Source organism: Synechococcus sp. CCY9202 (assembly GCF_034931685.1).
Classification (GTDB): domain Bacteria; phylum Cyanobacteriota; class Cyanobacteriia; order PCC-6307; family Cyanobiaceae; genus CBW1002.
In genome coordinates this window covers 1-14057 of record NZ_JAYGID010000128.1, presented here as the reverse complement: position 1 = coordinate 14057, position 14057 = coordinate 1, and the positions used below count along the sequence as shown (strand labels likewise).

Genomic DNA, 14057 nt, shown 5'->3' with positions numbered 1-14057 from the left:
GCTTGCGCAGTCGGCGTCCGGGTCGCCTGGTCAATGGTGCTGGCCACCCTAGGTGCATCCAGCTGGGAGCGCCGATCTCGGGCCTTCTGCTGTAATGGCACCCAAACGCTTCAATCACGGCCATGGGTGCGGCAATCTATCTGGGTCTGGTCGGTGGTGGCCTTGCTGCCGCGTTCATCGCCGCCGTGGTGCTGCGCGGCATCCGGCTGATCTGATCCGCCTGAGCTGAACCCAGCACGCCAACCCTGCGCGTCAATCGACGGGTGGTGGAATGCGCAGGCCGGCGCGCTGGGTCAGTTCCCAGAGCCCCAGCAGCACGCCGATGCCACCCAGCCAGGCAAAGGTGGCGGCCAGCCCGATGGTCATCGACAATCCGGCGGCGATCAGCCCGCTGAGGCCGCCGCCACCGAGGAAGGCGACCTGACCCAGGCCGGCCATCCGGCCGCGCAGCACCATCGGGCTGCCCACCTGGCTGATCAGATTCACCCCGGCCAGCAGCGATGCGGTCCCGGCGCCGATCACCCACGCCATGGCCAGTGCAAAGCCGGTGGATGTGCTGACGCCCATGCCCACCTGGGCCGCTCCGGTGGCCAGCACACACGCCCCCATCAGCAGGGCGGGGCGTTGGCTGAGCCAGCTGCTGTTCCGCTGCAGCACCACCCCTCCGCAGATGCTGCCGGCCGCCAGCACGCTGGTGAACAGGCCCAGGGCCTGGGGTGATGGGCCGAGGATCTCCGCTGCCATCAAGGGGGCCAGGCCAGGGTGGAAGAAGCCCGCCAGGCAGGCCAGGGCGGTGAAGCCGAGCACGTGCCGCAGGGGACGGCCGCAGTCCTTCCACGCGCTGATCAGGCTGGCTTTCTGACCCGGTCGGCTGCGCTGTTCCATCGCCCGGTTGGGCCGCAGCAGCCAGACCACGGTCGCAATCGGCAGCAGGTAGGTGGCGGCATCGATGGTCAGGGCCGCCAGGGGGCCGGTGGCCGCCACCAGCCAGCCCCCCACGGGCGGGCCCACCAGCTTGCCCACGTTGAACACCACCGAGAAACTGGTGATGTAGCGGGCCAGCTGGCCGGGATGGTCGACCACGAGGGCGCAGTACTTGTTGCGGGCCGTGAGTTCGAAGGAACTGGCGATTCCGGCCAGCATGGTGCTGAGCATCAGCAGCACCACCTGCATCGTGCCGGTCTGCAGCGGAATCGCCAGGGCGCCGAGGGTGCCGGCCAGAAACAGTCCCCACTGGGCGCGGATCAGCACCGTTTCGCAGCCGAGCCGATCGGTGAGCACCCCGGCCGGCCCGCTCACCAGCAGGCTGGGCAGGGCCAGCACGGCGAAGTGAAGGGCCAGCACCATGGGGTTGCCGGTGCCCTGCATCAGGATCCAGCCCTTGGCGGTGAGTCCGGCAAAGGATCCGGCGGTGCTCACGCCCGAGGCGATCAGGAAGGTGGTGCGCTGATGGCGGTGCAGCGTCTCCAGCAGGCCAGCTGGATCGTGTCCCGGGGGCTCAGGGGGCCGCCCGGACGCCCGGCTCGCCGCCGGAAGAACGGCCCGGGGGGCCTGGCTGGAGCTCTCCCTAAGGCTCAAGCGCCGCTCCGGTGGGCGGCGAGGGCGTCGCCCACCATGGCCCTGGCTCCTACAACTTCGCCCTCCAGGTCGTAGATGTCTGCCGCGGTGATCCGGACCGGCACCATGGTTCCCGGAGCGGCGCACAGACCCCCCACGCCTGGCCTCACCCGCACCTCGCCGTCCACCTCGGGGGCGTAGCGGGCGCAGCGGCCGAGCATCTCACCGGTGGATGGATTCTCCTGCTCGATCAGCACGTCCACGATCCGGCCCACCCAGGCGGCATTGCGCTCGGCAGAGATCGGTTGCTGCAGGGCCATCAGCCGGTCCTTGCGCTCCTGGGCAAGCTCGGGAGGCACCGGGTTGGGCAGGGACGCGGCGGCGGTGCCCTCCTCCGGGGAGAAGGTGAACACGCCCACGTGGTCAAAGCGTTGCGCGGCCACGAAGTCGAGCAGGTGCTGGAACTGTTCCTCGGTTTCACCGGGGAAGCCCACGATGAAGGTGGTGCGCAGCACGGCTTCGGGCAGCTGCTCGCGGATCCGTTGCAGCAGGCCCGCGGTCACATCGGCCTGCCAGGGGCGATTCATCGCCCGCAGCACCTCCGGGTGGCTGTGCTGCAGCGGCAGATCCAGGTAGGGCAGCACGTTGGGAACCTCCCGGTAGGCCGCCAGCACCTCGGGGGTGAGGCCGGTGGGATAGGCGTAATGCACCCGGATCCAGGGGATCTCCACCTCGCCCAGGGCCCGCAGCAGCTCGGCCAGCTGGGGTTTGCCGTAGAGATCCAGGCCGTAATTGGTGGTGATCTGGCTGATCAGCACCAGCTCCTGCACCCCCTGAGCGGCCAGCTGCCGGGCCTCGGCCACGATCGATTCGATCGGCCGCGACCGCTGGTCGCCGCGCAGCTTCGGGATGATGCAGAAGGCGCAGCGGTAGTCGCAGCCCTCCGCCACCTTGAGGTAGGCCACCGCCTCGGAGGTGGTGCGGTAGCGGGGCAGATGTTCATCACCCACGAAGGTGGGGATGGCGCTCACCTGGTTCACCCGCTCGCCGGCTTCCACCCGCTCCAGCACGCTGACGATGTGCTGGTAGTCGCCGGTGCCCACAATCGCTTTGGCCTCCGGCAGGCTCTCGAGCAGTTCCTCCTGGAAGTGCTGGGCCAGGCAGCCGGCGATGATCAGTTCCTTGCCCTGTTCCGCCAGTTCCACCAGGGTGCGCACCGATTCCTCGCGGGCGTCCTGGATGAAACTGCAGGTGTTGACCACCACCACGCTGGCCTCGCTTTCATCGGCACTCACGCCGTAGCCGGCCTGGGCCAGCAGGCCGAGCATGTGCTCGGTATCCACCCGGTTCTTCTCGCAGCCCAGGTGGGCGAAGGCCACGGTCTTCCGGCTGGACTGGCTTGGCGGGGACATGGAGGTCGCTGGGTTCAGGGTGGGCCGGATGGGTGAGAGATGGGCCAATCCACCACCCTATGCAATGGGAGAGGGTGTCAGGGGCCTTCGGCGCGCCGCCGCAGGACTGCCACAATTCCGTCAGCGCTTTCTGCCCCCGTGACGTCGAGTCTTCTCAGCAGTCGCCTCAGCAGCCGGCGGCCCAGCGAGCCCAGCCGGCGCTGGGTGTGGGTGGTGATGGCCGTGCTGGCCACCGTTGGCGTGATCGATACCGGCTCCATCACCCTGAAGCGGTGGGGGCTGCTCGGACCTTTGGTTTGCCCGGGGGGCGCCGAGGGTTGCGACAAGGTGCTCAACAGCGCCTGGGGCACCGTGCTGGGTCAGCCCCTGTCATTGCTGGGCTTCCTCGCCTATTCCAGCGTGCTGGTGCTGGCGGTGCTGGCGTTGGTGCTGCGCGGCGATCTGCGGAGCCGGTTATTGCCGGTCGGTCGCTGGGGACTGTTCCTGATCGCCACGGGCATGGCGGTGTTCAGCCTGCTGTTGCTGGGGCTGATGGTGTTCAAGATCCAGGCTTTCTGCTTTTTCTGTCTGCTGTCGGCCACTCTGAGCCTGGCTCTGTGCGTCTTCAGCTTGCTGCAGGGGGGCTGGGAAGACCGGGGCCAGCTGCTCTTCCGTGGGGTGCTGGTGGCATTGGTCGTGGCCCTGGTGGGCCTGGGCTGGGCGGCGTCTGTGGATCGGCCCGCCGCCGTCGACACCCGTGGCACTCCGCCAGCCGTCATCGCCGCCAGCACGCCGGAGTCCATTGCCCTGGCTGAACATCTCACCGCCACGGGCGCCGTGATGTACTCCGCCTACTGGTGCCCCCATTGCCATGAGCAGAAGGAGCTGTTCGGCAAGGAGGCCACCACCAAGCTGAAGGTGATCGAATGCGCCGCCGATGGCAAGAACAGTCAGAAGGAGCTGTGCGACAGCAAGAATCTGGAAGGTTTCCCCAGCTGGGAGATCAAGGGCAAGCTCGATTCCGGTGTCAAGTCGCTGGAGCAGCTCAAACTGATCAGCGGTTTCTCGAACTGATCAGGGGCTGAATCCGTCTGGATGAACAGCGCCTGCAGTCGTCTGAGGTTCAGGGCTGCGTTTCAAGGCTTCAGCTCAGTGCGATGGCCTGCCTGCTGGGGCATCCACGTGCTCACCGGTGCTGTGCAGCTCTGCTGTCCACGTTGACGGGATTCACCAGCTGCCCCACCGGAGCTGTCTGCACCGGATGCCCCAACCTCTGGACGCTGTGGCGTTGCCAGAAGGGCTGGGGCGCAGGAACATCGGTGCGGAAGTGGCCGCCACGGCTTTCCTGGCGAAACAGGGCCGCCTCGATCAGCCGTTCGGCCAGCACCAGCCGCTGCTGCAGGTTCTGGCCACGCTGCAGGGCGGCAGCGGCACTCGGTTCGAGGCCGAGCCGATCGCCTGGCTCCAGATGGGCCAAGCGCGCATCCAGGGAGCCGGAGGGCCAGAGCCCGGCCCGTTCCTGCACCCAGGCCAGGGCGCGTCGGAGACCGCTGCCGCTGCGCTCAACCCCGGCCTCCTGCCAGCAGAGCCGCCGCAGTGCCTGGATGCGCGCTCGCAACACATCCGGATCGGGCAGCGTCAACCCTGGTGCCAAGGCTTCCAGGCTGAACCGGCGCCCATGGGCGGTGATCGGGGCCGTGGCCCCGTCTGAATCCGCGGGCTGGAGTTGCCTCAGCTGCCGGGCAAACACCAGGCATTCCATCAGGGAATTGCTGGCCAGGCGGTTGGCGCCGTGGACGCCGGTGCAGGCCACCTCTCCCACCGCATAGAGCCCGGGCAGGCTGGTGGCGGCCTCCAGGTCGGTGGCCACGCCTCCCATCCAGTAGTGGGCGGCCGGCGCCACGGGGATCGGGTTCCGGGTCGGCTCCAGGCCCAGTTCGCGGCAGCGCCGCAGAATCGTGGGGAACTGTCGTTCCAACCGTTCGCCGCCCACTGGGCGTAGATCCAGCCAGAGATGGTCGGTGCGCAGCTCCCGCATCCGCCTGGCCAGGGCACGGCTCACCTGGTCGCGCGGGGCCAGATCGCCGCCACTGAGCCCGGCCACCGGACTGGCCCCAGCGCCATCAAGCAGCCGGCCCCCTTCGCCACGGACGGCCTCCGAGATCAGGAAGTGGGGAGCATCCGGCAGCATCAGGGCGGTGGGGTGGAACTGCACGAACTCCAGGTCCCGCAGTTCCGCCCCGGCCCGCCAGGCCATGGCGACGCCATCGCCACTCGACTGCGACGGGTTGGTGGTGTGGGCAAACAGGTGGCCACCGCCGCCACAGGCCAGCACCACAGCCCCGCTGCGGATCCAGCCCAGCTCCTGCTGGTGCAGGACCTGCAGCCCCCGGCATCGGCCGGCGGAAACCCATAGCTGCAGCGCCACGGCTCCTTTGAGGCAGCAGAGCCCCGGTCGCTGCAGGGCCCTCCGCTCCAGGGCTTCCACCAGGGCGCCACCGGTGCGGTCCTGGGCATGCAGCACGCGCCGATGGCTGTGGGCGGCCTCCAGGGTGGTGCTGAGCTCGGCGCCATGGCGGTCGAAGGCCATGTCCAGGCTGAGCAGGCGTTCGACGCAGGCTGGGGCCTGGCGCACCAGCAGCTCCACCGCCGCGGGATCACAGAGGCCGGCACCGGCCTTCAGGGTGTCGGCGATGTGACTGGCGAAGCTGTCATCCGGCCGGGTCACGGCGGCGATTCCACCCTGGGCCCAGCGGCTGGCGGAGCGGGGCTCGCTGTCTTTACTGAGCAGCAGCACCCTCAGCTCAGGCGGCAATTCCAGGCAGGCCATCAGGCCGGCGGCGCCGCTGCCGACCACGACCACGTCCCAGGAGCGTTGGAAGGGCGACCGCTCGCTCGAATCGTCTGCTTGCGTCACGGCATCGCCCATGAAAAAAGCCGCCGGGAGGGCCCGACGGCTTTCACCTGAGGCTGATGGTAAGGCTCAGCGGTAGACGCCGTCATTGATGCGATCGAAGCCTTCATTCAAGGCGATCGAGGGCGGGGTCACGGTGAAGTTGTCCTTGTACTTGTCGAACAGTTCCTTCTGGCGTTCGGTCAGATCCAGCTGAAGAACGTCGTCGACGCTCTCGTAGGGACCTCCCAACACGATTTTGCCAGCCAGGGTCGGATACATGCCGGGATACTGCTGGAAGCGGCGCACTGAAGCATTGTTGAGATCAACTTTGCCTGCAGACTCGGCGATCTTGTCGTCGGCCACATTGCGCAGCTCATCGGCCCAGGCTGCGGGGGGCAGCACCAGCGAAGCCATCAGCCCGATCATGGCAACCCCGCCCATCAGCCAGGCAACCAGCCGTTTCATCTCCACTCTCCGTTGAATACGGGACATTGAATCCGGGACCTGAGGCGACAGAAAGCCGCCAGGCCAACAACGTTACAGATCTCTCCTTCCGCTAACCCCGATGGGGCCGGTGGCTTTTGCAGAACTTCAGCTTTGCCTGGCGCCGGAGGCCTGGGGCCAGCCGGCTCAGACCAGACCCGAGACATGGGGGGCGAGCAGCGCCGCCAACAGAAACAGCCCATCAACCACCAGTGTGGTGAGCAGGCTTGAGGCGGCCACTCGCCAGGCCGTGCCCCGCTGCCAGATCTGACGGCAAAGCAACCCGATCGCAACGGCCGCCAGCAGCACAGTGAAGAGGGGCAGTGGCTGAAGCACCTGGCGGGCTGCGTCCTGCAGCAGCAGCGGGGCCTGCTCCGGACTGGCCTGCAGCACGATCGTCCAATGGGCCATAACTCCCGTCAGGGCCATCACGGCATCGGTGGCGGCGGTGCCGAGCAGGGATCCGAGATAGAAGGCACAGGCCAGCCGCCAGCGACCGGCCAGGCCGGTCAGGGCCAGCGGCAGGGCGAAGGCCTCAATCGGCAGATGCCAGAGCGGGTGGAGGCGGCACCAGCCCCAGAAAAGGGAGCCGGCCAGCCAGCTGCCGCTGAACCCCACCAGCAGGGCGCCGGCCTGGCTCGATCGTTCCTGCGCCTGACGTTCCAGCACCAGGCCCACAAGGAGCAGGACGCCGGTGAACAGGGCCGAGCTGGCCGGGGCGACACGCACCCAGGGAGCCTGCAGAAACACCGGCAGACTCACCAGAAGGGCCGCCAGCCAGGGCGCAGACATGGCCTGGATGGAAGCCAGACCAGGCCTCCGTGGCTCGGGGCGCTCCAGACTCCGCAGCAACGGGATCAGGCTGAGGGGACCCACGCCGGAGGGGGATTGCAGGCTGGAGGGAACCCCGATCACCAAGGATGTGAAGAAAGTTGGCCAACCTTAAAGGTGAAGCCGCCCCCGGTGAGGGGCTGCTGGCCGCCATAGGGTCGGCATTGGTGCTCGTCTTCCTGCATGGCCTTCTCCGGCATGGCTTTCGGCGGCATGCCCTTCGGCGTCGCTGTCGACCCCGCCGGGGCCGGCGCCCTCGACCTCTGGACCGCCTGCTGGCATGCGCTGGTGCTCGGGGTGGTGCAGGGACTCACGGAATTTCTGCCGATCAGCAGCACCGCCCATCTCAAGGTGGTTCCTGTCCTGCTGGGCTGGGGAGATCCCGGTGTCGCCGTGACGGCGGTGATTCAGCTCGGCAGCATCGCGGCGGTGCTCGCCTACTTCCGCGATGACCTCCGGACCGTGGTCCTTGGAATGGTCGAGGCCAGCCGCCGCCGCGATTGGAGCGATCCTTCCGCCCGACTGGGGGTGGCGATTCTGGTCGGCACCGTGCCGATCGTTGTGGCGGGTCTCTCGATCAAGCGCTTCTGGCCGGGCTACGAGACATCCGTGCTGCGCAGCCTTCCCTCGATCGCCATCGTTTCGATCGTGATGGCCCTGCTGCTCGCCCTGGCCGAGCTGCTCGGCCGCCGCCGCCGCACCATCGACGACACCTTCCCCCGCGATGGTCTCGTGGTGGGACTTGCCCAGGCCCTGGCGTTGATTCCCGGTGTCTCCCGCTCCGGCAGCACCCTCACTGCCGCCCTGTTCGATGGCTGGCAGAGGCCTGCCGCCGCGCGCTTTTCCTTCCTGCTCGGCATCCCGGCCATCACCCTGGCGGGCCTGGCCGAGATCAAGGGCGCCCTGTCGGCGCCGGCCGGTGGCGGTCTGGTGCCGATGCTGCTGGGCATTCTCTCGGCGGCCCTGGTCTCCTGGTTGGCGATCGCCTGGTTGCTGCGTTTCCTGCAGCGCCACAGCACCTGGATTTTCGTGGGGTATCGGCTGCTGTTCGGTCTGTTTCTGCTGCAGTGGGTGTCTCGCTCCGGTTTCTGAACACTGCTCTCTGGGGCAGGTTTGCTCCGCTGCCCCAACCTTCTGACCCCTACCCCCTGGATTGAGTCGTGTGGACTGAACTGAGTGCCGAGGCCACTGCGGCGGCCAGGGAGCGAGAGCCTGCAGCTGTCGCCGGTGAGATCGGCGGGATTCCGGGCCGCCAGCCGATGCCTGCGGAGGTGGCCAGCGTCGAGCCCGGCTCGATTGCCGAGGAGCTTGGCTTCCAGCCGGGGGATCGCCTGGTCAGCATCAACGGGGTTCGGCCGCGGGATCTGATCGATGTGCAGTTTCTCTGCGGTGACGAGGACCTGGCCCTTGAGGTGCTCGATCCCGATGGAACCAGACATCTCGTGGAGTTGGAGAAGGACGCCGACGAGGGGCTGGGCCTGGGCTTCACCGAAGCGCTGTTCGATGGCCTGCGCCAGTGCAATAACCACTGCCCCTTCTGCTTCATCGATCAGCAGCCGCCAGGCCGGCGCGACAGCCTCTATCTCAAGGACGACGACTACCGGCTCAGCTTTCTTTACGGCTCCTATCTGACGCTCACCAACCTCACGGCCGCTGATTGGCAGCGGATCGAGCAGCAGCGCCTCTCGCCTCTCTACGTCTCGGTGCATGCCACCGATCCGGAGCTGCGCAGTCGCCTGCTGATCAATCCTCGCGCCGCTCTGCTGCCGCAGCAGCTGAGCTGGTTTGCCGAGCGGCAGTTGCAGATCCACGCCCAGGTGGTGGTCTGCCCTGGTCTCAACGATGGCGATGCCCTGGAGCGCACCCTGCGGGATCTGGCTGGTTTCGCCGCCGGCGACTGGCCTGCCGTGCTCTCCGCCGCTGTTGTGCCGGTGGGGTTGACCCGCTTTCGGCCGGCTGGGGATTCGCTCGTGCCGGTGGATCGGGCCTGTGCCCGGGCTGTGATCGAGCGGCTGGAGCCCCTGCAGCGCGAGTTCGCTGGCCGGCTGGGCAGCCGCTTTGCCTGGCTCTCGGATGAGTGGTATCTGATCGCCGGCTTGCCCCTGCCGCCAAGGGCCACCTACGAAGATCTGCCCCAACAGGAAAACGGCGTCGGCAGTATCCGCGCTTTTCTTGAGCAGCTCGATGCCGCCACCACGGCCCTGCCGGCGGCGGTGACCCCCGCCCGTCACTACAGCTGGGTGGTGGGCAAGCTCGTGGCCGAGGCCCTGCAGCCGGTGGTGGAGCGGCTCAATGCCGTCGTGGGGCTCACTCTGACCTTGCACGGCCTCCCCAGCCCCTACTGGGGCCAGGATCAGGTGGTCACCGGGCTGCTCACCGGCTCGGATCTGCTCGACGGCGTGGCGGATCGTCCCCTGGGCCAGGCGCTGCTGCTGCCGAGGGTGATGCTGCGCCAGGGCGAGCCGGTCTTCCTCGATGACATGACCCTTGATGAGCTGTCGGCCCGGCTGCCGGTGCCGGTCCATCTGCTGGAAGGGGCGGACGATCTGGTGTCCGTCTGCCTCGGCAATCCGGTGGGAGCTGCTTAAGCTGCGGCCGACGGATTGGATTGGACAGACGGCGTGACGCGCTCCTTGCTCCTGCGTGCAGTTCTCATCGCCAGTGTAGGCCTCCCTGCAGGGGCTTCGGTGGCGCATGCGGAGTCACAGTCTGCGGCGGCTGCACCGCCCTCGACCTCGATCGCTGCTGGTGGGAGTCCCCCGGGGTCTGCGACGGATGCTGCGCTGGCTGGGGAGCCTGTTTCGGCCGTTGACACCGTTCCGTCCGAACAGACAGGCGATCCGGTGGTTCAAGCCCAGCCCGAGCCCCTGCCGCTGGCACCGGATGTCAAGGGTCCGCGGCCCAAGTCCGATCCCTCTGTCTTGCCTCCGGCCGCGACCACCCTTGATCCGGCCCTCCAGCCCCTGGCGGCCCCTGAATCCCTCGGCCTGCCGATCAAGACCGATCAGGTCCGTATCAATGAGCTCCGGCCCCTCGGACTCGGCGAGGTGGAGCAGCTGGCCGAAGTCAACAATCCCAACCTCAAGTCCCTGGCCAGCCAGGTCGAGCAGGCCCAGTCCAATCTGCGCGCCCAGATCGCCCTGTGGTACCCGAATCTCAACCTCAACGCGGGCTCCTTTCCCAGCTACACCGGTGGTCAGCAGTACAGCTCCAGCATCACCGGCACGGGCCAGGAGAGGGGCAACACGATCTCCAGCATCTGGAACATGGAGGCCAGTCTCCAGGCCACCTGGTCGCTGATCAACCCCACCCGGGTGCCCCAGATCGCCGCGGCCCGCGACCAGTTTGAGCAGGCCAAGAACCAGTATCTGATCGGTCTTCGCGACCTCCGCCTGCAGGCGGCACAGGCCTATTTCGATCTGCAGGAATCAGATGAACAGGTGCGCATCGGCCAGGAGTCTGTCCGGGCTTCGGTGGTGAGCCTGCGGGACGCCCGGGCCCGCTTCCAGGCCGGCGTGGCCACCAAGCTGGAGGTGCTGGAAGCCGAAACCCAGCTGGCCCGCGACCAGCAGCTGCTCACCGCTTCCCTGTCTGCCCAGTCGATCGCTCGCCGCACCCTGGCCTCCCTGCTGGATCTTCCCCAGACCGTGACCCCTACGGCGAAGGATCCGGCTCGGGTGCTCGGCACCTGGCTACCGTCCCTTCAGGAGAGCATCATTGCGGCTTATGCCTTCCGCGAGGAACTCGATCAGGCTCTGCTGGACATCTCGATCGCCAACAGCCGTGCCAACGCCCAGCTTGGCGAAGTCCAGCCCTTCCTCAACATTGTCAATACGTTGCGGGCTGGTCGCTCCAGCGGCTACCAGTTTGTGACACAGCCGATCCCGAACGAGATCGGTTGGAACGTGGATAACAGCATTGGCCTCAACCTCAGCTGGAATCTCTTCGATGGGGGCCGCGCTCGTGCTCTTTACCGGCAACAGAAGCAGGTAGCGGAGGAGAGCCGCTTCCGGTTCGCTCAGCAGCGTGATTCGATTCGTCAGGAAGTGGAAGTCAGTTTTTACGAGCTGCAGAAGAATAACCGCAATATCCTCACCACAACCCGCGAGGTTGTCTCCGCTCGGGAGGCACTTCGCCTGGCCCGTCTCCGCTTCCAGGCCGGTGTGACGACCCAGCGGGAAGTTGTTGATAACCAGCGCGACCTCACCAACGCCGAAGTTCGCTACGCCAGTGCCATCAGCGATTACAACCGCAGACTGGCCGAGATGAGGCGCCGCACCGGCCTCGATCAGATTGCACTCTGCAAGCCCCAGGCTCTGCCCGCTGAGAAGCCAAGCAACACCGGCGAGATTGTCGTTCCTGTGGAACCACAGCCGCTTGAGCCGGCCTGTGCCTTCAACGCCAATCCGGTCAATTGAGTCGTTTCCCCTGAGTCATGGCCTCGGCCGCTCCGCCCCTTTCGCCGCTCCGTTGGATCGATGTGCTCCGGCTGAGCCTCTTCCAGGGCTGCGTTGGGGCGATGGCGGCGGTGTTTGTGGGGATGCTGAATCGGGTGATGATCACCGAGCTGGCCTTGCCGGCCCTGCTGGTGGGAGGCGCCCTGGCGTGTGAGCAGTTTGTGGCGCCCAGTCGTGTGCTGTTCGGCCACCTCTCCGACAACCACCCGATCGCCGGTCGCCACCGACTGCCCTACATCCTTCTGGGGGCGGTTCTGTTCAGCCTTCTCGCCCTGCTTTCAGTACCGCTGGTCTTCCATACCGCCCGCCTGCTCGACGGTGGCATCGGACTGACGGCAGGGTTTTCGATCGCCGCCATCGCCGGTCTGTTCGCCCTGTACGGGCTGGCTGTCTCCATGGCCACCACCCCCTATCTCGCCCTGGTGATCGATCGCACAACCGAAAGCCAGCGGCCCCGTGCGGTGAGCCTGCTGTGGTGCATGCTCACGGTGGGGATCATCGTGGCCTCGATCGCGATCCGCCTCTCCCTGCGCTCCCTTGATGGGGTCACCGATCCTTCGGTGCTCGAGCCGGTCCTGGCCGGATTCATGCAGCGTCTGGTGCTGGTGGTGCTGGCCCTCACCCTGCTGGCCATCGCCGGCATGGAGCCTGCTCGGCTTCCCCAGAGCGTGGCGTCATCGCGCGACGATGCCATCACCCTGGCTCAGTCCTGGGCCCTGATCACCTCCAGCCGTCAGGTGGCCGTGTTCTTTGGCTTCCTCGTGCTGTTCACCCTGGCTCTGTTCATCCAGGACCCCATCCTCGAGAGCTTCGGGGGTGAGGTGTTCTCCATGCCGATCTCCGCCACGGCCCTGCTCACCACCTTCTGGGGGGTCGGTACCCTGCTGGGGCTTGTGATGGCGGGACTCTGGGTGGTGCCGAGATTGGGCAAGCTGCCCACGGCCCGGCTTGGCTGTCAGCTGATCCTGCTCAGCCTTCTTCTCCTGATGGTCAGTGGCGTGCTGGGCCAGGTGGGCTTTCTGAAGGTTGTGATGCTGATCTTCGGCCTGGCATCCGGCATCGCCACCAACAGCGCCCTCTGTCTGATGCTCGATCTCACCCTTCCCCAGGCCGCCGGCACATTTGTGGGGGTCTGGGGTCTGGCCCAGGCTCTCTCCCGTGCCCTAGGCAAGCTGGTGGGTGGTGGTCTGCTCGATCTGGGTCGGTTGCTGTTTCCTGGCGCTCCTGCCCTGGCGCCGTACCTGCTGGTCTTCGGGATCGAAGCGCTGGTGGCCTTTGCCGCCATCCTGTTGCTGAGTCGCGTCAATCTGCGCCAGTTCAGGGAAGATACGGGACGAAGCCTGAGCAGGGTGCTCGCTCTGGAGCTCGGATGACCGCATCCCCCGTTCTCTCCTCTCACCTTGATCCGGCCCTTGATGCCTTGGTCGATCGGGTGGCAGACCGGCAGCGGCGGGATTTCGGGCACATGGCCTCTGATCTGAAGGCCGACGGCACCCTGATCACGGCGTGTGATCGCTGGAGCGATGCCACCCTGGTGGAAGGCCTGCAGCGGATCTATCCCGAGGATGGAGTCCTCAGTGAGGAGGGCCGTCAGATCGTTCCTGACACCCCGAGTTTCTGGGTTGTGGATCCGCTGGATGGCACCACAAACTTTGCCGCCGGCATCCCGTACTGGGCGATTTCGCTGGCCCGATTCGAGCGGGGCCGCCCCGTGCTGGCGGTGCTGGATGTCCCCCCGTTGCGTCAGCGCATCGTGGCGATCCGGGGCGAGGGAGCCTGGCGCAATGGCAAGCGGCTGGAGCCGCCTTCCTTGCAGGCCCGCACGGCGGGCTGTGCGTCTCTGTGCAGTCGATCGATCGGGGTGCTGCAGAAGCTGCCGAATCTCCGCTTCCCCGGCAAGATCCGCCTGCTGGGGGTCGCGAGCCTCAACCTGGTGAGTGTGGCCATGGGGCAGACCGTGGCGGCGCTGGAAGCCACCCCGAAGCTCTGGGACCTTGCCGCGGCCTGGCTGGTGCTGGATGAATTGGCCTGCCCGCTCCGCTGGCTCGATGCGGAGCCCCAGTTGCTCAAGATCGGCAGCGACCAGGCCACCCAGGACTATCCGGTGCTGGCCGCGGACAGCGAAGAGAGTCTGGAGAGATTCCTCCCGTGGGCTGAAGCCCTGCTGGATTGATCTTCTCGTGCAGACCCTCTGCCTGGCCCTGGTGCTGGTGGTGCTGAGCCTGGCGGGCTGAAGTTGCCCGCGGCCCCATCAGTGGGAGCTTGCGCAATCGAAGGTGTATGGGGTATGGTTTTGGACTGCGCAGCACACCGGAAGCGAGAGCACCGGTGGAAACGCAGAGTCTTCGGTGCCGCGAGGCACTGAGGGCGAGTGCCGTTTGCCTGGAAGGGTGAAGGGTGCGTGCTTACGACGAAGGAGGCGCGAGCCACCGGTGTTGTAGG

12 protein-coding genes are annotated in these 14057 nt (G+C 67.0%); 7 read left to right on the top strand and 5 right to left on the bottom strand.

From position 1 onward, the window contains the following. The first annotated feature begins 122 nt into the window (after positions 1 to 122). Positions 123 to 215 (top strand): cytochrome B6, encoded by a 93-nt coding sequence (locus VB777_RS15715; protein WP_197158627.1) that lies wholly within the window; start codon positions 123 to 125, stop codon positions 213 to 215. A 37-nt stretch (positions 216 to 252) separates the two neighbouring features. Here the strand turns inward: VB777_RS15715 and VB777_RS15710 are convergent, their stop codons facing one another. Beyond that, positions 253 to 1473 carry an MFS transporter gene (locus VB777_RS15710; protein ID WP_322758784.1) on the bottom strand — a complete coding sequence of 407 codons (1221 nt, stop codon included), beginning with the start codon at positions 1471 to 1473 and terminating at the stop codon, positions 253 to 255. A 101-nt stretch (positions 1474 to 1574) separates the two neighbouring features. After that, positions 1575 to 2969, bottom strand: coding sequence for a 30S ribosomal protein S12 methylthiotransferase RimO (rimO, locus tag VB777_RS15705; RefSeq protein ID WP_323250089.1), 1395 nt, complete (start codon positions 2967 to 2969; stop codon positions 1575 to 1577). A gap of 138 nt (positions 2970 to 3107) precedes the next feature. Here rimO and VB777_RS15700 point away from each other — a divergent pair, with 138 nt between their 5' ends. After that, a complete protein-coding gene (locus VB777_RS15700) occupies positions 3108 to 4022 on the top strand; it encodes a vitamin K epoxide reductase family protein (protein WP_323250087.1) in 915 nt (304 codons plus the stop codon). Between the two features lie 112 nt (positions 4023 to 4134). On the opposite strand, the gene nadB is transcribed toward VB777_RS15700, so the two are convergent. The 3 genes from nadB to VB777_RS15685 form a co-directional block, all read right to left on the bottom strand. Beyond that, positions 4135 to 5778, bottom strand: a complete 1644-nt coding sequence (gene nadB, locus VB777_RS15695) for an L-aspartate oxidase (RefSeq protein ID WP_416238379.1) — start codon at positions 5776 to 5778, stop codon at positions 4135 to 4137. Between the two features lie 153 nt (positions 5779 to 5931). Beyond that, on the bottom strand, positions 5932 to 6309 hold the full coding sequence (psbU, locus tag VB777_RS15690) for a photosystem II complex extrinsic protein PsbU (RefSeq protein WP_197158631.1): 378 nt from the start codon (positions 6307 to 6309) through the stop codon (positions 5932 to 5934). A 165-nt stretch (positions 6310 to 6474) separates the two neighbouring features. Then, positions 6475 to 7119: a DUF3120 domain-containing protein gene (locus VB777_RS15685; RefSeq protein ID WP_323250083.1), complete on the bottom strand. Its 645-nt coding sequence runs from the start codon at positions 7117 to 7119 to the stop codon at positions 6475 to 6477. A gap of 252 nt (positions 7120 to 7371) precedes the next feature. Here VB777_RS15685 and VB777_RS15680 point away from each other — a divergent pair, with 252 nt between their 5' ends. The 5 genes from VB777_RS15680 (at position 7372) to VB777_RS15660 (ending at position 13788) form a co-directional block, all read left to right on the top strand. Continuing rightward, on the top strand, positions 7372 to 8250 hold the full coding sequence (locus VB777_RS15680; protein ID WP_197171926.1) for an undecaprenyl-diphosphate phosphatase: 879 nt from the start codon (positions 7372 to 7374) through the stop codon (positions 8248 to 8250). A 68-nt stretch (positions 8251 to 8318) separates the two neighbouring features. Next, entirely contained in the window at positions 8319 to 9746 is a 1428-nt protein-coding gene (locus VB777_RS15675; RefSeq protein ID WP_416238377.1) for a TIGR03279 family radical SAM protein, read from the top strand. Positions 9747 to 10001: 255 nt separating this feature from the next. Next, complete coding sequence (locus VB777_RS15670) at positions 10002 to 11576, top strand: TolC family protein (protein ID WP_323250081.1); 1575 nt, start codon at positions 10002 to 10004, stop codon at positions 11574 to 11576. Positions 11577 to 11593: 17 nt separating this feature from the next. Then, positions 11594 to 12988, top strand: coding sequence for a BCD family MFS transporter (locus VB777_RS15665; RefSeq protein ID WP_323250079.1), 1395 nt, complete (start codon positions 11594 to 11596; stop codon positions 12986 to 12988). Then, entirely contained in the window at positions 12985 to 13788 is an 804-nt protein-coding gene (locus tag VB777_RS15660) for an inositol monophosphatase family protein (RefSeq protein WP_197158633.1), read from the top strand. The genes VB777_RS15665 and VB777_RS15660 overlap by 4 nt, the downstream gene beginning before the upstream one ends. Positions 13789 to 14057: the final 269 nt, after the last annotated feature.

Bases quoted from the DNA above. Each gene is read 5' to 3' on its own strand.
- VB777_RS15685 (WP_323250083.1), bottom strand. From the start codon at position 7,119: ATGTCTGCGCCCTGGCTGGCGGCCCTTCTGGTGAGTCTGCCGGTGTTT.
- VB777_RS15660 (WP_197158633.1), top strand. From the start codon at position 12,985: ATGACCGCATCCCCCGTTCTCTCCTCTCACCTTGATCCGGCCCTTGAT.
- VB777_RS15680 (WP_197171926.1), top strand. From the start codon at position 7,372: ATGCCCTTCGGCGTCGCTGTCGACCCCGCCGGGGCCGGCGCCCTCGAC.
- rimO (WP_323250089.1), bottom strand. From the start codon at position 2,969: ATGTCCCCGCCAAGCCAGTCCAGCCGGAAGACCGTGGCCTTCGCCCAC.
- psbU (WP_197158631.1), bottom strand. From the start codon at position 6,309: ATGAAACGGCTGGTTGCCTGGCTGATGGGCGGGGTTGCCATGATCGGG.
- VB777_RS15715 (WP_197158627.1), top strand. From the start codon at position 123: ATGGGTGCGGCAATCTATCTGGGTCTGGTCGGTGGTGGCCTTGCTGCC.
- nadB (WP_416238379.1), bottom strand. From the start codon at position 5,778: ATGGCCTGCCTGGAATTGCCGCCTGAGCTGAGGGTGCTGCTGCTCAGT.
- VB777_RS15665 (WP_323250079.1), top strand. From the start codon at position 11,594: ATGGCCTCGGCCGCTCCGCCCCTTTCGCCGCTCCGTTGGATCGATGTG.